Origin of the sequence: Halobacillus sp. Cin3, from assembly GCF_947311855.1 — a bacterium.
In the GTDB taxonomy this organism is placed as follows: domain Bacteria; phylum Bacillota; class Bacilli; order Bacillales; family Halobacillaceae; genus Halobacillus; species Halobacillus kuroshimensis.
The window spans coordinates 153,349-171,932 of sequence record NZ_CAMZMV010000003.1 but is presented as its reverse complement, the minus strand read 5'-3'; the positions used below and the strand labels follow the sequence as shown (position 1 = coordinate 171,932).

At 46.2% G+C, this 18,584-nt stretch carries 16 protein-coding genes; all 16 read right to left on the bottom strand.

Annotation, left to right across the window (positions count from 1 at the left end; genetic code table 11):
- Positions 1 to 5 precede the first annotated feature (5 nt).
- On the bottom strand, positions 6 to 1,385 hold the full coding sequence (locus QMA39_RS11555; RefSeq protein ID WP_281658822.1) for a hypothetical protein: 1,380 nt from the start codon (positions 1,383 to 1,385) through the stop codon (positions 6 to 8).
- Positions 1,382 to 2,071: an ABC transporter ATP-binding protein gene (locus QMA39_RS11550; RefSeq protein WP_281658821.1), complete on the bottom strand. Its 690-nt coding sequence runs from the start codon at positions 2,069 to 2,071 to the stop codon at positions 1,382 to 1,384. Before QMA39_RS11550 ends, QMA39_RS11555 begins: the two co-directional genes overlap by 4 nt.
- Positions 2,072 to 2,163: 92 nt before the next feature.
- Positions 2,164 to 2,763, bottom strand: a complete 600-nt coding sequence (locus tag QMA39_RS11545; protein WP_027956750.1) for a hypothetical protein — start codon at positions 2,761 to 2,763, stop codon at positions 2,164 to 2,166.
- 11 nt (positions 2,764 to 2,774) lie between these two features.
- A complete protein-coding gene (locus tag QMA39_RS11540) occupies positions 2,775 to 3,965 on the bottom strand; it encodes a ParM/StbA family protein (protein ID WP_027956751.1) in 1,191 nt (396 codons plus the stop codon).
- Positions 3,966 to 4,337: 372 nt separating this feature from the next.
- Positions 4,338 to 5,303: a S8 family peptidase gene (locus QMA39_RS11535; protein ID WP_281658820.1), complete on the bottom strand. Its 966-nt coding sequence runs from the start codon at positions 5,301 to 5,303 to the stop codon at positions 4,338 to 4,340.
- Positions 5,304 to 5,778: 475 nt separating this feature from the next.
- Positions 5,779 to 7,182: a M23 family metallopeptidase gene (locus QMA39_RS11530; protein WP_027956753.1), complete on the bottom strand. Its 1,404-nt coding sequence runs from the start codon at positions 7,180 to 7,182 to the stop codon at positions 5,779 to 5,781.
- Positions 7,183 to 7,232: 50 nt separating this feature from the next.
- Complete coding sequence (gene ftsX / locus QMA39_RS11525; protein ID WP_027956754.1) at positions 7,233 to 8,126, bottom strand: permease-like cell division protein FtsX; 894 nt, start codon at positions 8,124 to 8,126, stop codon at positions 7,233 to 7,235.
- Positions 8,127 to 8,507: 381 nt separating this feature from the next.
- Positions 8,508 to 8,795, bottom strand: a complete 288-nt coding sequence (locus tag QMA39_RS11520; protein ID WP_281658819.1) for a hypothetical protein — start codon at positions 8,793 to 8,795, stop codon at positions 8,508 to 8,510.
- A 56-nt stretch (positions 8,796 to 8,851) separates the two neighbouring features.
- Positions 8,852 to 9,562: an amino acid racemase gene (locus QMA39_RS11515; protein WP_027956756.1), complete on the bottom strand. Its 711-nt coding sequence runs from the start codon at positions 9,560 to 9,562 to the stop codon at positions 8,852 to 8,854.
- 45 nt (positions 9,563 to 9,607) lie between these two features.
- Positions 9,608 to 11,155, bottom strand: coding sequence for a UDP-N-acetylmuramyl-tripeptide synthetase (murE, locus tag QMA39_RS11510; protein ID WP_281658818.1), 1,548 nt, complete (start codon positions 11,153 to 11,155; stop codon positions 9,608 to 9,610).
- A gap of 118 nt (positions 11,156 to 11,273) precedes the next feature.
- The gene (locus QMA39_RS11505; protein WP_281658817.1) at positions 11,274 to 12,461 is read right to left on the bottom strand and encodes a carboxylate--amine ligase; all 1,188 of its coding nucleotides are present in this window, start codon (positions 12,459 to 12,461) and stop codon (positions 11,274 to 11,276) included.
- Positions 12,462 to 12,633: 172 nt separating this feature from the next.
- Positions 12,634 to 12,792, bottom strand: coding sequence for a hypothetical protein (locus QMA39_RS11500; protein ID WP_281658816.1), 159 nt, complete (start codon positions 12,790 to 12,792; stop codon positions 12,634 to 12,636).
- A gap of 102 nt (positions 12,793 to 12,894) precedes the next feature.
- Entirely contained in the window at positions 12,895 to 13,128 is a 234-nt protein-coding gene (locus QMA39_RS11495) for a hypothetical protein (protein ID WP_281658815.1), read from the bottom strand.
- Between the two features lie 58 nt (positions 13,129 to 13,186).
- Positions 13,187 to 14,539 (bottom strand): dipeptidase, encoded by a 1,353-nt coding sequence (locus QMA39_RS11490; protein WP_281658814.1) that lies wholly within the window; start codon positions 14,537 to 14,539, stop codon positions 13,187 to 13,189.
- A 339-nt stretch (positions 14,540 to 14,878) separates the two neighbouring features.
- The gene (locus tag QMA39_RS11485; RefSeq protein ID WP_281658813.1) at positions 14,879 to 16,915 is read right to left on the bottom strand and encodes a catalase; all 2,037 of its coding nucleotides are present in this window, start codon (positions 16,913 to 16,915) and stop codon (positions 14,879 to 14,881) included.
- A 178-nt stretch (positions 16,916 to 17,093) separates the two neighbouring features.
- On the bottom strand, positions 17,094 to 18,581 hold the full coding sequence (locus QMA39_RS11480) for a glutamate synthase subunit beta (RefSeq protein WP_027956761.1): 1,488 nt from the start codon (positions 18,579 to 18,581) through the stop codon (positions 17,094 to 17,096).
- Between the last annotated feature and the right edge of the window lie 3 nt (positions 18,582 to 18,584).

Genomic DNA, 18,584 nt, shown 5'->3' with positions numbered 1-18,584 from the left:
TAGAATCAGAGGGTTCTTTTTCGTCGTATATTCAAACGGAACCCTCCCCGGGTGAGAAAGAAGACTATAAGAAAGAGAGCTGAAGATGGATACACCATAACGGCGGCTGTGAATACATATCCCGCCAATCGATTCCACGAAGCGGGATAAAAGGATTCTTCATTCACTTTCTTCATCTCTTCCAACACGCTCCCTTTCAAGTCATACCCCGTCCAACAAGCAATGGCCAATGCCTGGATACACGAAGAAACCAAAGAAAAACCGAGCATCCCCTGAATAACCATCACCGCACATCCATAAATAACAAGCAGGGGGTTCATCCATTTCACATAAGTAAGGGCGAGCTGTTCATCTTCAACTGGGATAAATCGAAATACCGTCGGCTGTTTAAAAAAGTTGTGAAAGATACTGGTCGACACTTCAACAAAGATAAAAGCAGCCAGCGGCACCGTTAAAAATCTCATCCAGTCCACCTGAAGTGGAACTACGACTATAATAAGGACGCACGCTGTTAGGGCAGAAATCAGATAGTTGTAGGATTCTTTTCCATGGGACAGCCAGATCCGATCATACAAACGCTTAGGATAAAACCAACTGCTTCTCCTTCTCTGAACAGCAGCCGTAAAACGCCTGGGTGGTTTCACAGCGACATTCGTCACTTGATTGACCAGCCACAGGTTCCAAACCTTTGCATCGTTCCGTTCCGCGATCCTGCCCCAGGAAGGTTCATAATAATAAAAGCAGGCACTGGAAGCTGCGGCAGCCCATACCAGTGTTCCAATAACCAGCCCAAGGAAGGATCCTGCAGTATAGCCGGCCGTTATAACCATTCCCCCTGCAGCGGCAAGCGCCAGTTTGATATACCACGGTGTGCTGTATAATCTCCATTGAATCCACACCTCAAACAAAAGACTGACTCCATACACGATAAGAAATAAAAGGATAATGACTGACGATAGTGGGGTTAAACATCCGGCTGCCGATAGCAAAACGGCTGCCAGAAGGAGGGTCTTCCCTGCCTTCTCCCTGTATAAATCAAAAAGAATGTCCCGTCTGGAATGAGGAAGAAGGCTGAGGTGAAGTTCTGATGAAGTAAAAGGCAGCGAGGAATCCTTGAAAGCTGCCATACAAGCTCTCACCCACACAGCAAGGGGAAGAAAAGGGAGATACATCAAGGCTCGTTTTTCCAATGTTTGAAAAAACGGGGTGAAATCTTTCAACCAGTCAAGACTGATGAAGAATAATATAACAGCCATGACCCCGGCATAAAGAAATACAACAGGATCATACAACGTATGAAACGACTTTCGATACAAAAGCATTTTTTTCTGCCGACGACTTCGTTTCAATACCCGAAAAACCTGCCAGCTCTCCGACCTGTTCATTTATGCTCCCTCCTTTCCAGTCTCTCAAAAGATTCGACAGGGCCGGAGGAAGACACCGAACCATTTTTCAACATGACGTATGTATCTGCCAGAGCTTTCACTTTGTCCAGCTGATGAGTGGTCAGAATAATTGTCATGCCCTGTTCTTTTCTGCGAATCAACTCTTCTTCTAAATATTGACCAGCGTAAACATCCAGGCCCATAAAAGGTTCGTCAATAAACAAAACAGGAACATCCGGGAGGAGGGCACAAATCGTCTGAACCTTCTGCCTCATCCCTTTAGATAACGCTTCTGGATAGTCATCCTTCTTGTCTGTGATTTCAAAGGCGTCCATATACCTATCAACTCTGGCTGCAAAGATATCTTCATCAATGGAGTAGCTCCGCCTGTATAGATCAAAATGCTGCCGGGTCGTTAGTTCACTGAACAGCAGCGGCTCTTCCGGGATATAACTGAATAAACGCTTATAGTTCTTCAAATGGTCATCCATGCTTTCCTGCTGAATCTTAATCAACCCCGATAGCTTTCCTCTCATACCAATCATCGTTTTCATCAACGTCGATTTGCCTGCTCCATTATGACCGACCAAGGCAAGGATTTCTCCAGGCCCAGCCTGAAGATTCACGTGTTGTAAGATCGGATTTCCGCCAATTTCCACTGAACAGTTCTCTACACGAAGTACCAAGTATATCCCTCCTCGTACAATGGTTTACGTAATTTTCCAATAAAAAGTTTCAAAAAAATAAGCCCTCTCCTGTGTAAAGAGCGGGCTTACGATTATTGATTCATCCTAGAAAGAAAATCTCCGAGCAGGTCATCATCCTCTTCCTCGGTCTCCTCCGACGATTCCGCATCACGGAGGTCGTCCTGGAAATGGCCAAGGTCCAGTCCATCCAAATCATCGTCTCCGGTTGTATCCAACACCGGCTCCTGCACCTCTTCTCCTGCTTCCTCTCCGTCAGGAATAACGGGAACTTGAGGTTCATCAGATGCAGCGATTTCTTCCTGAAGATACAGGGCTTCGTCTATATCATAAGCGCGGCTGTTCAGGGAAGCCAGTAGTGTTGTGGCACGGACCGGATCCATGATGAGTTGATGGAGGATACTGCCGATCAACGCTTCGGAATGTTCATGCTTCATCCAGTTTCTCTGCTCTTTCGACAAGGCTTTCGGAAGGGGAACTGTAATCGTTTCTTTATCCTTGGAAAGAGATTCATTCACTCCGTCCATAACGAACTGAGCAATACGGCTGGAAAAATTGCGCCGTTCCGTCTCTTTCAAATGCGACAATTGTTTCAATAAATGATCCGGAGTGTCCGAGGGGACACGAAATGTAATCGACTGCCCCCGTTCGACACTTTTTCTAGATGAACTCATGAATGATCACCTTACTTGGAAGATCCGGCCTGTTGTTCCACTTTTTTATTCGCCGGTTCGGCTGGTTTTTTGTTCGTCTTACGGATAAAGTCGGAAATCAGCTTGTAATAAGCGTTTGCCATCATCCAGATGCTCTCTTCCTCATCCTCGAAGAATTCAATATTAAATCCGTCCAGTTTATTGTTCAGCATCTTGATGTATTCCTTAAGAACGGCAGAGCCTCCACCAACAAAATAGCAGATTTCCGTCTGGGAATTTTTCTGCCACACATTGCGCAGGTAGCGGTATTGTTTCTTAGCCAGTTCAAGGAGAATACGATCAGTTATGTCGTGAACACTTGTACGGCTACCGCGAACCATAATGTGATGACGGTCGTTCTTCCTCGTAATAATATCTACTACGTCCCGGCGGCTGTCGAGTTCCACTCCATGCTTCGTCAAAATTTCATCACGAATCATTTCCAGTGATTCAGATACACCGAGGTTGAAGCCCTGTGCTTTATCATCATCCACATTACGGTTGCGGATAACCGCGATATCTGTGGATAATCCACCAATATCCTGTATAAGAATCTGCTTGTCCACAAGCTCCTTGTTAATAATGTTCAAATCATTATCCATAACAAGATTGACATAGGCGGCGAACCCTTCCGGATAAACTTTCACTTCGTCAAACTTAAGGTTGACTTTCATCCCTTGATATTTAGGGGTTACTAAAAACTCAACCTGGTGGACAGATCCGAGGAGCTGGGAACGGTATCCTACGTCCTTCCCTTCTTTGACTTCACGAAGGGGAAGACCAGTACCGAGAGTATAGTTGGCTTCTACTACATTATTTTTAGCTTGCTGAGATCCTTTGCCAGAAACCGCATCAAGGGCAAGGGATGCAAACAGCATAATCAAAGTCTGATCTTCTTCCGATTTATAGCTGCCTGGATCAAGCTCGGTGGAGTTTGTTGTTTTCGTCGCTAGATTCCCTACGCGGTAAATCGCATTATTTTCCCTAAGGGCAGGGGAATGCACCCGAATATGTAGATTATCGAGTGGATTTTTATCATCAAGATCCTCAATTCCGATAACCGGGCGGTCTTCCAAATCTCTCGCTACCACGTTAGGAATATAAAGGGAAGATTCCAGTTTCCCGAAATTTGCTTTCAAAGCATCATTACCGACATCGATCGCTGCAATTCTTGAATGTGTCATAAACAGCTCTCCTTTTTATAAGTTATTAAAATGACCTCTCCTTAGTTAGAATCTATAAAACTATCAGAGAATAGTCAATCCTCCTTTTTTCGTGTTCATTTACGCACACAAGTAATCAAAAACGTATACTTGTAAACAAAATTGCACGCATGCCTATATGACAGCTTGTACACGCTTTTGTGTACATGAAAACATAAACGCAAACATTTTGTATTCTTTTTGTATACTTGCAAACAAATTTGTATACATAAGAGCATTTTCATATTTTTTTACATTTTTCAACACAAAATCACGGACTGAGTTATATTCGCCGTTTCTATAGAGTGGACTAAGATAAATAAAAAAAGACGATGCAGAAAGCATCGTCTTTTTTCACTGCTTCATATAAGTGCTGAACAAATCCTCCAATTTCTTCGTTAAAGCTAAAGTCATCAACCCATTGCCTTCAGCTGTTTTTGAGTATCCAAGAGGAGTTGTACGTTTGATAAGCTGGGAGAATATTTCTGATTCCGTCATCGATCGATTGAATTGCTTCTCAACTAATGGAATAAGGAGAGCGAGTCCCCCGGAGACGTGAGGAGTGGCCATTGATGTACCTGAGAGCCTTGCGTATTTTCCTTCTAAATAGGTGGAAAGGACATCAACTCCGGGAGCCACAAGGTCAAGCTGGGTGTTCGTATTTGTAAAATCAGCCAGTTCCCGGCGTTCATCTACGGCTCCTACTTGAATGACTTCATTATATGCTCCAGGATATCCGTACTCCATAGTGTCTTCCCTGCCATCTCCCTCGTTGCCAGCAGCACAGACGACGGATACATCATGGCTGACAGCGTTTTTAACAGCTTCTCTTAAGGGTTTTGTATCTTGAGGACCTCCAAGTGACATCGATATCACTCTCACCCGTTCCTGATTGGGTCCTCTCCAGTTAACGGCGTAATGGATGGCATCAATAATCCATTCATACTCCCCTCCCCCATCCTCTGATAGGACCTTTAAGATGAGAAGTTTTGACTTGGGTGCCGTTCCTATGACACCTTCCCCATTCTCTACTGCAGCAATGGTCCCTGCTACATGTGTCCCATGGCCATTGTTGTCTGAGTAATTATCAGGGTCCCCTCCATAATCATCAGTAAAGTTATGTCCATCCAGAATGTTCTCTTCGAGATCAGGATGATCAAGCTGACACCCTGTATCAATGATCGCTACAACGCTTCCAGCTCCTTGATCCGAATCTACCCATAGGCTTTCAGCTTCCACCATCTGTATTCCCTTCGGACGCTCGTTTGTTGTTTCTAAAATTGCTTCCGTTCGGTAAGGAATCAATTTCATCCGACTCATGGACATCCTCCTCCATTATGGTAAAGGGTGTTGATGTACATTCATGGAGTAATTCTTCCTTTCATTATAACATCCAAATATACCCACTTCGGATGGTTTTTGAAATAAGGACCTTAGAATCATAAATGATATAAAGAACAATTGTATTTTATATTGAATTCCAAGCAGAATTCAGTATAATAAAAGAAAAAAGTTCTTTATAAAGAACAAATCATTAAGGAGTGACCTGCCTTATGTACAGGAAGCTATGCCATCACTGCCACAGGGCATCCTACAGCTGCCAGAACGACCATTGGACCTGTCCCTTATGCGGCCAAGATTTAAGCCGTCAGGCACGCTTACCCGCTCATTTACACACCACAGACCATCGAGGCATCAAACAATATGAAAAGCAGGCAGCGATGACAGGGACATCAACGTTTTGAAAGTATTAAAAAAAGCTGCACCGATTCATATCGATGCAGCTCCTTTCCCTTTATGGGAGATATTTTCTAGGGTTTACAGAGTTTGAACGGCTTCCATTCCAGGAACCTTCGTGAATTTCGAAGTGAAGGTGCTGCCCAGTAGAATCACCGGTACTTCCCATATTACCTAGGAATTGGCCTTGAGAGACCGTTTGACCTGCAGATACAGCCGGTGTACTTCTCAAGTGTGCATAAACGGTTGTGAACGTCTGACCGTTCATATAGTGGGAAATCATAACCACGTTTCCATAACTGGATGAATAGTTAGCCCGGATAACCGTCCCTGATGCGGACGCATGTATCGGAATCGTGCCTCCGGCAGCTAAATCAATCCCTGAGTGAAGACGAGGTGTCCCATAAATCGGGTGGATTCGGTTGCGGTCATATTCAGATACGGCAGGTGCGTTAGCAGGCCAGATAAATCCTGAACTGTTGCTGCTGGATGACGAACTGGACGTGCTCTCAGACTCACTTGAATCAGATGAGCTGGATTTATTTGAAGATGATGAATTGGAAGAGGCACTGCTTACAGTCTCCTCTGCTTTTTCTTCCTCAGCCGCTTTTTCAGCTGCGGCTTTTTCTGCAGCGGCTTTTTCAGCTGCGGCCTTCTTTCTGGCTTCTTCTTCAGCTTTGCGCTTCCGTTCAAGTTCAAGCTGGCGCTGGCGCTCGATTTCCTTCTCAATAGCGGCTTCCTGTGCAGCAAGTGTTTCCTGTTCTTCTTCCACGCTGACCATGTGGTTATGAGCATCTTCTTCTTCCTGCTCAAGCGTGGACATCAAGGCTTCTTTTTCTTCTTTCTTACTTTCAAGCTCCTGCTTTAATGTTTCAAGCTCGGACAATTTACTTTCAAGGGAAGACAATTCCTCTTCCACCTGGGCTTTCTTTTCTTCCACAGCCTGCTTATCAGCAAGATGCTCTTCCAGAATTTCCTTATCCTGTGTAGCAATCGTGTTCAGGCTCATGACACGCTCCAGGAAGTTTCCGAAGCTTTCAGCGCCCATTAGAACATCAAGGTAATCCACGCTTCCACCGTTTTGATGCATGGATTTCACACGTTCTTTAAGAAGTTCATCACGCTCTTCAATGCGCTTTTCAAGCTCGGCAATTTCTTCTTTCAGCTGATCGATATTCTCTCTTGTCTGTGCGATTTCATTTTCTTTCGTCTGGATTTTATCCAGTGTATCCATCGTCTGCTCGTCCAGACGTGCAATCTCAGCATCTACTTCATCCTGATCTTCCTGCAGTTCAGCGATTGTATCTTCTTTTTCCTGAATTTCCTGCTCATTTTCAGACTGCTGTTGTCTATTCTCTTCCAGTTTTTCCTGATTTGTTTCAGCATTAACCGTTGTTGAAACAGGTAAACCGGATAGAATCAGACCGGCAGTAAGAGCGGCTGTAATGATTTTTGATTTCACTCTTCTTCCTCCCCCGATTCCTCACCTGTGTGTATGATTCATCTATTTTTCTAAACCTTCAAATACTTACGGATGGACGTAAAGCTTCCCCAAAGTCCAATGGTGACCCCCATCAGGACAAGCAGGGCAGATACTTCAAAAACAAACGGGTAAACCGGCAGTAAGTCTATAAATAAAGTAGGGTATCTGGTCGTAATCTCATCGTAGAGAGCATCATAACCAAAGATCACAAGGGCGATAGGTAAAATCGACCCAAGAATTCCAATTAGGATACCTTCGAATAAGAAAGGCCAACGTATAAACCAATTGGTCGCCCCTACCATTTTCATAATCTCGATTTCACGTCCCCTGGCTACGATAGTGATCCTGATTGTATTCGCAATCAAAAACATCGCTGTAAATAAAAGCCCTGCGATAATCGCCAGCCCGACGTTTCTGGCTACATCCATAACGCTGAACAAACGTTCTACGGTCTCTTTGGCATACTCGACTTTGTCCACATTATCAAAACTTTCAATCGTTTCAGCTACCTGAATCGTATCCTGTGGATCTGCCGTTTTCACTACGTATACGTCGTTCAATGGATTTTCATCTTTGAGAGATTCAAAGGCTTCCCCTTCATCTCCCATGCTATTGATCAGGTTATCCAGACCTTCATCCTTCGACTGGAAATTCACACTGGATACACCCGATACGTCTTCCAATTGACCCTGCAGGTTCTCACGGCTTTCCTCATCGGCGGTACGCTCGATGAAAACACGGACTTCGACGTCTTCCTCAATCTGTTCTCCCATATCATTCAAGTTCAGGAGAAGTGTCGCAAAAACTCCGACAAGCAGAAGGGTTACGGTTACCGCTGAGATGGAGGCTACCGACATCCACTTGTTTCTCGTTATGTTTTTGACGCCTTCTTTTCCGTGCCGGCCGAACGTTTTAAATTTCATAATTCCTGTCACCCCGGCACTTCTGATTTATAACGGTTTGAAAGTCCCTCATTCTGCCTGCGTCTTCGGTTATACGGTGATGCGTTTCAAACAATTTCTATCACTTCCTACCAATCTTTCATATTTGTTGATCTATGTTGTAAAAAATTATGTAGTCTCGGTCGTCTCGTTCAATTACCCTACTAATTATATCAAATATATTCGCTAAATAAAGACAAATTATTATTACATTTGTGTTTCATAAGTTTACAGAACCCTGTAATATCAGGGTTTCTTTTCGACATCATCCGTCATATCCAGGAGTCGTTACAGGTAATTATATTTAGGTCCTTAGACCCTGTCTACGCATAAAAAAATAAGCTGTCCTGGTAGAAAGACAGCTTATTTTTTCAGGTGATGATTCTTTAATTTTTCAATTTCCCTCTTGAGCTGGAGGTTTTCCCATACAACGGAATCGTACGACTTCCTTGTCCGGGCGTCCGGATCCAGGTTTACTTCGTACCATGATTTTCGGAGCACGGCATCCACCGGGCTCGTCTGTTTAATCTCAGCGGAAGGGTAGAGTTTCTTGAGACGGGTCACCTCTTTTTCAGACAAACGGAGTTCCCTGAAGAAGATACCTTCTTGAAATGACTCGACCAAGAAGCGCTCAAACGCTTTTTTTGCCAATGCATTTCCCCCTCGAGTAAATCGTCTTAGTTATATATAAGACGAAACGGGAAAATTCATGACTTCTGGAATACAGATTCTTTTACTACAGCATGGGCTACGACTTCCATAGGATCAAGCAGCGGCACAGGAAGATGGTATGGTTTTAGAACCAGACCGATTTCTGTGCATCCGGAAATGATCACTTCTGCGCCCTGATCGAGCAGTTCCTCAGCAGCAGCTTTTAAAAGGGAAAGCGGTTCTGCATCCGTGTTGCCGCTTTTAATGCCATTGCTTCCATAGATGGATTCCATCACTTTCTCGGTCTGTGTCACCGGGCGGGGTTCAATAACATCAAGGTGACCAAGGTGTTTTTTGAACAATCCGGTCTGCAGTGTGCCGGACGTTGCCAGCACACCGATTTTCCGAACGCCGGGATAATGATCCTCGATATATTTTTTCAACTCTTCAAAAGCGTTCATAAGTGGAAAGGATACGGCTTTTTGAACGTCGTCGATGAAATAATGGGCTGTCATGCATGGAATACAAGCCACATCCACATTCACTTTTTCCAGGTTCTTAGCGGCATCGATCATTTGCGGGACAGGGTTTTCCCCACGGCCGGAAATGGCCGCAGTACGGTCCGGGATTTTAGCGTTGCTGTCAATAATCACACGGTAATGATCCTGATCCTTTTCGGCCTGTGTAGCGCGGATAATCTTCATATAATATTCAGCCGTTGCCTCAGGTCCCATACCCCCGAGTATGCCGATAATTTTGTCGTTCATCGTCTGCCTCCTTACAAAAGACCCGATACGTGGCTGAAAAGCCATTTACAGAACACCGGCCACCCGGTTTTTCAACGGTTTGAACAGCTGATCTTCGTCGATGTCTGGTCTTTTTGTACTTAACTGTTCTAAAGCAATCTTCGCGCCTGGGTCCATGCCCTGACATCCCGCCAGCAGCAGCACATCATTTTCCTGCACTTCAGATAAAGCATGGTTTACAGCGTCATCAAGTTCTCTATAAAGGTGGACTTTAATGCCGGCTTCATCCATCGCTTCTTGGAATACACGGACCTCTTCGTCCGTCACAACATCTTTTTCAGTCACATGAGAATGACTCACCGTAGCAATAATTTCTGTCAAGCCAAGACGCGGAGCCCATTCAGCAATAGCTTTCGCGTTTTCTTTGTTCACTGTGACCCCGCGACTGCCGCGGATAGCATAAACAAGTTTCAAGTCTGAGTAGTCCATCTGCTGCAGCGTACTCAGTGTTACGTTAATATTTCCATAGTTGGCGAAGTGATCATCAAGCATTTTGAAGTCATCTTCAAAGACCATTTCAAACCGGCGCTCCACACCGCCAAAGCCTTTGATACCGGACTGGATGGTCGGAATCGGTACCTCATTCAGAAGCGCCGCTGCGATGGCCACCATAGAATTGTAAACAGAATGATAGCCCGGCGTGGACAATTCTATATCGAATTCCTGTGGAGCGTAATCAGTATTCCCGGCAGAAAACGGCCGGCGGATTTCCACCGTGAACTCAGCTCGTCCTGTGGACAGGTCAAGATTCTTACAAACGAGATCCCCATCGGCGGTTTCCACACTGAATGTAAGAACATTGGCTTTCGTTTCCTCAACTAAGGATGCCGAATAGGAATCATCCAGGTTCAGGACTGCCCAGCTCCCTTCAGAAGCGTTCCGGATCAAGCTGGCTTTACTGTTAAAGTATTCCTCAAAAGATCCGTGAAGATCAATATGTTCTCTACTGATATTGTTCAATGAGACGATATCAAAATCGACACTGCCCACCCGGCTTAAATCAAGGGCGGAGGATGAAACCTCCATCGTTACGTGGGAAACATCCTGGTTTCTCATTTCTGCAAAGTATCTGTGCAGGTCCAGTGATTCAGGTGTCGTCAGCTTGGTCGGTTCGGAATAGTCGCCGTATTTCACGACCACGGTCCCGATCAATCCTGTTTTCAAGCCGTGCTCTTCCAAAATGGCATCAGTCATAAAGGAAGTGGACGTCTTTCCATTCGTAGCTGTAATCCCGATCGTCTTCATAGACTGGGAAGGGTGGTTGTAGTAGGCATCGCTTAACGCAGCCAGAGCCTGACGGCTGTCCGCGACGCGGTATTGAGGAAGGTCTCCCCATCCGTCCTGGTAATCTTCTACAACTATTGCGGCTGCACCACTCTGCACCGCATCTTTCACGTACCGGTGCCCATCCGTCTTAAAGCCTTTAATGCAGACGAAGACGTCTCCTTCGTTTACGTTTTTAGAATTGTAGGCAAGTCCCTGGACATGTATGTCTTTATCATTCCAGGCTTCCAACACTTCAATCGATGATAATAACTGATTAAGCATAGCCATTGTTATCTACCTTCCCTGCTCATTTTTGACTGGTTTCCATTTCGATTATGATCCGTTTATATGCTTCGTACACCGCAGAACTTTTCCCGCTGTCCTCCGGTATATATTTCCTGTTGTTCTACGCTTTTTTTGTTACACGTCCAGCGACGAGGCGGGCCAGCTTCTTTCCGAAAGCAAAGGCCGGCTTCGGGTCTTTCGGGTCCCAGATCGCATGGGCTTTCGGTCTGAAATAGGATTTCATCACACTTTTCGGGGAAAGCTGACCCGTTTTGATATATTCCCTTACGGCAAGAAGATCCTCATAGGCATACCAGAATACGATGTTTTTATCCTCACGTACAGCTTTCGGCTCAAGTGGACGGCCTGTAAGCTCCCGGTAGGTGATATAAGGAATATTGATTCCTGTCTTCTGCAGCAGGTGGTTTAAGTTTGTAATTCTCACATTGATTTCAATCAAATAATACTGCCCTGTTTCGGCATCTTTTTTAAACTCGATTTCGGCAAATCCTTTGTACTGGATCCCTTCGAGGAATTTCGTTCCAAGCTCGTACAATTCCGGGACATATTTCTGCTGGGTGTAGACAGAAGCCCCATAATTCACAGGAAACTGCCTAAGCTTCTGACAGGTCACCCAGTGCGTCACTTTCGAATCCTGATCCAGATAAGCATCAAATGTGTACATATGGTCGTCAAAACCAGGAATGATGCGCTGTACAATCACTTCGATATCTGCCGCTTTCGCCTCGTTGACTTTCTCAAGCAGTTCTTCCTGATTGTGTACGGTAAAGAGCTTTCTTCGGAACTTGGCCACAAATGCCGGTGAATCCACCGGTTTGACAAGGCACGGATACTGAATGTCCTTTTCCACCCGCTCTTCGAAATTCTCTTCATCGACATTGACAGTTTCAGGAACCGCCACCCCATGTTCAGAAGCCAGGGTATGTAGCGTTCCTTTGTCCATTATCTTAGTATATAACCCCTGTTCCTTTTGAGGAATAAGGAAATGTTCCCGTAATTCCGGCAGATGTTCATCGACGAACTCCACGTACGGATCGGCTGTCGGAATGAGAACAGGAGGACTGTCCTGTTTCTTAGCATAATCCACGAGAAAAGCAGCAAGTCCAGCCGGATCTTCTTTATAGTGAGGTCCGATCAGAGCTTCCGAACAATATTTAGATTCCAGCCCGTAAGCCCCTTCCCACGCGTAATCCACAGCAGCAACATAGACACCATGAATACCCAGACACCGGATTGTACTCAGTCCAATATAATAATTCGCACCTAAAACGACCGCTTTATTCGTCATGAGATATCCCCTTTTACCTTTTTATTAACTATACACGACCCGTTACCTAAGGCGTGAATCTTCCGATATGTAAACATATATATTTTACCACAATCCACAGGGGAACAAAACGCAAACCGGTTCCCGGCATAGAAAAGGCGGCCCGGACACGGGACGCCTTCACTCTTTCTATCTATTTGGCAGATGGCGGCTGAACATCCAATGGATTGGATGGAGCGGCGGCTGTTTCCTGTCCGCTTTTGCGTAAACGGCGCACCCATGTATCAGCTGCATACATCACTAAGAACAGAAGCAGGACGGTCAGTGACAACATCGCGAATGACGTAACCATCGTTTTTCCCCTTTTTTCGTTAAATTTCCTCAAATCACTACAAATCCTTATATATAATACCAAATATACGGCTGTTGTAAATATTTATTTCTATTTTCTCCATTATTCTATGGATTCTTCAAAAAAAGCCGCCTTCCCTGTAAAGGAAAGGCGGTCCTCTCTGCACGGTTTTCCGGCTGCAGTTTTGGTAAAAGAATTGCCGCCACATCTTCTGTCAATTCCTATTAACCTCCTGCATTCACTTCTGGATAGCGGGGAACTTAGGTCTGGGTAAACTCCCCATCCTCTTTTGAAAAACGCTTCCGCTACACAGCAGAGAAAGAGCCGTTCATTCATCACATCCTCCATCTCGCTGCAAAACAAAGCTGACACCCGCATGGGTGCCAGCTTTGTTTCATGACAACTTCTGAAGATATTGGGCGGCCGTTTCAATCCCTTTTGTGAAATTATCCAAATGGAAATGTTCATTAGGGGCGTGGAGATTCTCTGTCGGAAGACCAAAACCCATCAATACGACAGGAGCCTCAAGAACACGGCCAAAAACTTCCACGATGGGAATGGACCCGCCTTCTTTCGGAAACAGCGGACGCACCTTGTAGACATCCTCATAAGCTTCTGCCGCAGCCTGGATAAAGGAGTTTTGAGAATCCATGGCGACAGGATCCGCTTGAATGAATTTCTCCAGACTGACTTTGGCCCCGGCAGGCTTATGCTGCTTCACATGGCGTTCTATTGATTCATAAACCGCCTGCGGATTTTGATCACCGACGAGACGACAGCTGATTTTGGCGGACGCTTCCTTTGGAACAATTGTTTTCAGTCCCTCGCCCTGGAAACCACCTGTAATGCCATTGATCTCGAGCGTCGGGCGGATTCCTGTTCTTTCTTTAAATGAAAACCCGGCTTCTCCGTAAAGATCGTCTATTTCCAGTGCGCGTTTCGTTTCTTCTTCGTCAAAAGGAACGGCAGCGACTTCCCGGCGGAGTTCTTCGGTCGGTTCCGGAACGCCTTGATAAAAGCCCTCTACAGAAACTCTCCCCTGTGAATCATGAAGGGAATCCAACAGGGAAACGAGCGAATGGACCGCATTCGGGACTCCGCCGCCATATGTACCAGAGTGAAGATCGGAGTTCGCCGTCTGGACCGTCATTTCCATTGCGAGCGCCCCTCGCAGGGAGGTGCAGATCGCCGGCTGGTCTTCTGCACTGAAGGAGGTATCACTTATCACGACAGAATCACAGGATAAACGCTCCTGATTCTCTTCAATGAACGGACCGAGATGAGGACTGGCGACTTCTTCCTCCCCTTCGATGATAAACTTCACGTTCACAGGCAGCGCTCCATGCTCTTTCATCAGAAGTTCGGCCGCCTTGATATGAATGAACAGCTGGCCTTTGTCGTCGGTCGCTCCACGGGCATATATCTTGTCGTCTTTGATGACCGGCTCAAAAGGCGGTGTATCCCATAGGTCTACAGGATCTTCCGGCTGGACGTCATAGTGGCCGTACACCAGCACGGTCGGCTTATCCGGGGCATGAAGCCAGTCACCATAAACAAGTGGATGACCATTCGTTTCGATGACTTCCACATGCTCCATGCCGGCTTTTTCCAAAGCTTCGGCGGTCCATTCCGCTGCCCGGCGAACCTCGCCTTTATATTCAGAAAGCGACGAGATACTCGGTATACGCAGATACTGCTTGAGTTCTTCGATAAATTGTTCCTTATGTTGTTCCACAGCTTCTCTCACTTTACTACCTCCCTTTTTCAAACCATATCTTCATTATACATGATGCAGACAGCTGTCCCTCTCTCTCCCTTTGTCATCCAGTCAGAAGAAAACGGACGGTGCATGTCGACATGCACCGTCCGGACGTACTTCCTATATAAGAGAGATAATAAAGCTGATTACTACTATTAAGCCGATAATCATCAGGATCGTACGAATCATGCGATCACCTCATTGTGTTTGGATTTTCTTTTACTATTCCCTTAATCCTGTATTTTTGAAACAACGAAGAAAAAAAAGCTGCCGGAAAAATTCCCCGGCAGCTTGAGAACGGACAGGTCCATCCTCCATTTTATTTCCCTACATGACTTCACGATCCCAGAAGCGGTGGGCGGCAACAGCTTCACCAAACTGTTTGGCGAACTGCTCTGCATTGTCTCCTGTAATGACGCCGCTTTGCTTGTCCATATCGTTCTGCTGCACATAGTCCACACCTTCATGAGTGGCTCCGATCGGTTTGAAGTGCATGAACGCTTCAGATAGGAAGTTACCGGACTGCTTGGCGAACGTTTGATCCGCTTCAGCTCCTCCGACAGCATAAATCGCATCATAAAGAACGGAATCCACCGTAAGGAACGTATGGTCCACTTTCAGTTCTGAATTGTCATCACCTTTCAGCATCCCTTGGCGGTTACTGATAATGTCTGTCATGATCCCTTGGGATTCCAGCTGTTCCAGTGTCTGTCTCACATCCTGACCATTAAAACCGTCAGCAAGAATGACACCGACCGTCCTCGTTGCCGGAGAGTGAACCGTATTCGCCTGGCTGAGCGCCGGGGAAGATTTCGTCACGTTCGATCCACCGGATTCCGGAGGGGTTACACCGATGTTTTCTGCAAAGGACTGGGCGAGCTCAAGGCTTACGTTGGAGAACATCTCGACGATTTTCTCACGCACATCCTCACTCTGTACTTTTCCAAGTTCAAAGCTGAATGCATTGATGATGTGATTCTTTTCATGATCACTCATGCTGTTCCAGAACAGGGTCGCCTGGGAGAAGTGATCCTTAAAGCTTTCACTGCGTGCACGGACTTTATGGCCGTCCACTTTTTCCTGATAATGCTCAAAGCCGCCTTCTTCTTTGCTTGCGGGTGCCGGCGTGTTACCAGCCAGACCATTTTTGTGATAAGCCACAGGTCCTTTATTGATCGTCTGACGTCCATAGCCGTCACGCTGATTGTTAAAGAACGGACAGACCGGACGGTTGATCGGCAGTTCGTGGAAGTTCGGCCCGCCGAGACGAATCAGCTGCGTATCCGTATAGGAGTGAAGACGCCCCTGTAGCAGCGGGTCATTCGTAAAGTCGATACCTGGTACAAGATGGCCCGGGTGGAAGGCCACCTGTTCGTTTTCAGCAAAGACGTTATCGACGTTGCGGTTCATCGTCATTTTACCGACGATTTCGACAGGTACGTCTTCTTCCGGCCAAAGCTTCGTCGGATCAAGAAGGTCGAAGTCAAACTTATATTCATCTTCTTCCGCAATCACCTGGATGCCGAGTTCATATTCCGGATAATCCCCGTTTTCAATAGAGGTCCAAAGGTCACCACGGTGGAAATCCGGGTCTTTCCCATTGATTTTCTGAGCCTCGTCCCAAACGAGGGAATGCGTTCCTAGAACAGGTTTCCAATGGAACTTCACAAAGTGTGCAACGCCTTCTTTGTTCACAAGGCGGAAGGTATGTACACCGAAACCTTCCATCATACGCAGACTGCGTGGAATGGCACGATCGGACATTGTCCACATCACCATATGCGCGGATTCCTGGTTATGGGCAACAAAATCCCAGAACGTATCGTGGGCGGAAGCTCCCTGCGGCATACCGTTATGCGGTTCCGGTTTAACAGCGTGAATCAAATCGGGGAATTTGATTGCGTCCTGGATAAAGAAAACAGGAATGTTGTTTCCAACAAGATCAAAGTTCCCTTCCTGTGTATAGAATTTTGTAGCAAAACCTCGGGCGTCACGAACGGTTTCAGCAGAGCCCTTGGACCCCTGCACAGTAGAAAAACGTGTAAATGTCGGGGTTGTCTTCGATGTATCTGTCAAAAATTCAGCACTCGTATATTTTTCAAGTGATTTATATAATTGAAATTCTCCATGAGCAGAAAAGCCTCTTGCGTGCACAATACGCTCAGGAATACGTTCATGGTCAAAGTGAGTCATTTTTTCGCGAAAGTGAAAGTCCTCCATAAGAGTAGGACCGCGTTCACCAGCTTTCAGGGAGAATTCATCCTCGGATACTTTCACTCCCTGGTTGGTGGTCATATGTTTACCAGAATCATCTACTCTGTACTGATCCAGCTGCTCATCCTTTTTTGTACGCTTGTCGCTCATTGTGCTCCTCCTCTGATTATGTTTAGAATGGTGAGTAAAAAATAACCATTACAATCTAAAAGTACCCGAGGGTTCGACAAGTTAAACGACATTATTATTATTTTTAGAAAACAAAAACAATGAATCAGGCACGCCATAAAAAAGAGGGCGGACATTGTTGTCCACCCTCTGGTTATCGTTAAGGCAGCTGTGTCGTACCCATCAAGTAACGATCACATTCACGGGCTGCTTCACGACCTTCATTGATTGCCCACACAATCAAGCTCTGTCCGCGTCGCATGTCGCCCGCAGCAAACACGCCATCTACATTGGTCGTGTATTTGCCATATTGTGCAGCAACATTGGAGCGGACGGTCGTTTCTATGCCCAGCTTCTCAATGAGATCCTGCTCCGGCCCACTGAATCCAATCGCAAGCAGGACAAGGTCCGCTTTCCACACTTTTTCCGTTCCTGGAATTTCTGTACGAACTTTGTTCCCTTTTTCATCATAGGAAAGTGCGACATCAATGGTATGCACTTCCTTGATGCGGTTATTCTCATCACCAACGAATTTCTTCGTCATGACCGCATAGGCCTTCGGATCTTTCCCGAATTCAGCTTCCGCTTCTTTCTGCCCATATTCAATACGGTGGATAATTGGATACTGCGGCCACGGGTTTGTTTCATTATCGCGGACGCTGCTCTTCTTATCGTAGATATCAAATTGGGTCAGACTCTTACATTCGTGGCGCATGGATGTGGCCATACAGTCTGTCCCTGTATCTCCCCCGCCGATCACGATGACATTCTTATCCTTGGCACTAATATAGTTGCCGTCTTCATGGTCCGAATCCAAGAGACTCTTCGTATTGGAGTGAAGGAAATCCATGGCATAGTGAACGCCTTTCAGGCTTCTTCCACTTACGTCGATGTTCCTCGGTGTCGTTGCACCGCCGCATAGAATGACAGAATCATATTCTTCATTCAAGCGGGAAACAGGATAGTTACGCCCCACCTCTGTGTTGGTAAGGAATTGAATGCCTTCCTGCTTCAGAATGTTCACACGGCGCTCCACGACGGAGTACGGAAGCTTCATTTCCGGAATGCCGTAGGTCAGCAGTCCGCCGACACGGTCGTTCCGCTCATATACCGTCACCCAGTGCCCGGCTTTGTTCAACTGCGCAGCTGCAGCAAGACCGGCCGGTCCGGAACCGACAACCGCCACTTTTTTACCTGTACGGTAGGCCGGCGGCTGAGGAGTCACCCAGCCTTCCGAAAAACCTTTTTCAATGATCGAGCGCTCTACACTACGGATTGCAACAGGCGGCTCATTTATGCCAAGCACACAGGCGCCTTCACATGGAGCCGGGCAGGCAAATCCGGTAAACTCCGGGAAATTGTTCATTTCATGCTCTTTCTCAAGGGCTTCCTTCCATTTCCCTCGATAGACGAGATCATTCCACTCGGGAATCAAGTGATAGACCGGGCATCCAGTCGTAATGCCATTGATCTCCATACCGGAATGACAGGTCGGAACGCCGCAGTCCATGCAGCGCGCCCCCTGCTTTTGTACTTCTTCATCTGAAAGGGGAAGCGTGTAATCTTCCCAGTCTTTCGTTCGAACTTCAGGATCACGCTCAGGTATGGCCTGGCGTGTATATTCCATAAATCCAGTTGGCTTTCCCATCAG

Bases quoted from the DNA above. Each gene is read 5' to 3' on its own strand.
- QMA39_RS11555 (WP_281658822.1), bottom strand. From the start codon at position 1,385: ATGAACAGGTCGGAGAGCTGGCAGGTTTTTCGGGTATTGAAACGAAGT.
- QMA39_RS11545 (WP_027956750.1), bottom strand. From the start codon at position 2,763: ATGAGTTCATCTAGAAAAAGTGTCGAACGGGGGCAGTCGATTACATTT.
- QMA39_RS11540 (WP_027956751.1), bottom strand. From the start codon at position 3,965: ATGACACATTCAAGAATTGCAGCGATCGATGTCGGTAATGATGCTTTG.
- QMA39_RS11535 (WP_281658820.1), bottom strand. From the start codon at position 5,303: ATGAGTCGGATGAAATTGATTCCTTACCGAACGGAAGCAATTTTAGAA.
- ftsX (WP_027956754.1), bottom strand. From the start codon at position 8,126: ATGAAATTTAAAACGTTCGGCCGGCACGGAAAAGAAGGCGTCAAAAAC.
- QMA39_RS11515 (WP_027956756.1), bottom strand. From the start codon at position 9,562: ATGAACGACAAAATTATCGGCATACTCGGGGGTATGGGACCTGAGGCA.
- murE (WP_281658818.1), bottom strand. From the start codon at position 11,155: ATGGCTATGCTTAATCAGTTATTATCATCGATTGAAGTGTTGGAAGCC.
- QMA39_RS11505 (WP_281658817.1), bottom strand. From the start codon at position 12,461: ATGACGAATAAAGCGGTCGTTTTAGGTGCGAATTATTATATTGGACTG.
- QMA39_RS11500 (WP_281658816.1), bottom strand. From the start codon at position 12,792: ATGGTTACGTCATTCGCGATGTTGTCACTGACCGTCCTGCTTCTGTTC.
- QMA39_RS11495 (WP_281658815.1), bottom strand. From the start codon at position 13,128: ATGAATGAACGGCTCTTTCTCTGCTGTGTAGCGGAAGCGTTTTTCAAA.
- QMA39_RS11485 (WP_281658813.1), bottom strand. From the start codon at position 16,915: ATGAGCGACAAGCGTACAAAAAAGGATGAGCAGCTGGATCAGTACAGA.
- QMA39_RS11480 (WP_027956761.1), bottom strand. From the start codon at position 18,581: ATGGGAAAGCCAACTGGATTTATGGAATATACACGCCAGGCCATACCT.